The following is a 250-nucleotide window of genomic DNA, read 5'->3' on the forward strand; positions in this document are numbered from 1 at the left end:
GGGGAGGGCAGGGGTAACCCACGGGTTACCCGGTCCGCCATCTGCCCCGAGGCGTAACCCACGGGTTACCCGGTCCCGGGGAGGGCAGGGGTAACCCACGGGTTACCACTCCGCCATTTGCCCCGAGGCGTAACCCACGGGTTACCCGGTCCCGGGGAGGGCAGGGGTAACCCACGGGTTACCCGGTCCGCCATCTGCCCCGAGGCGTAACCCACGGGTTACCCGGTCCCGGGGAGGGCAGGGGTAACCC

The sequence above is a fragment of the Pseudooceanicola endophyticus genome (assembly GCF_018760365.1).
Classification (GTDB): Bacteria; Pseudomonadota; Alphaproteobacteria; order Rhodobacterales; family Rhodobacteraceae; genus Pseudooceanicola; species Pseudooceanicola endophyticus.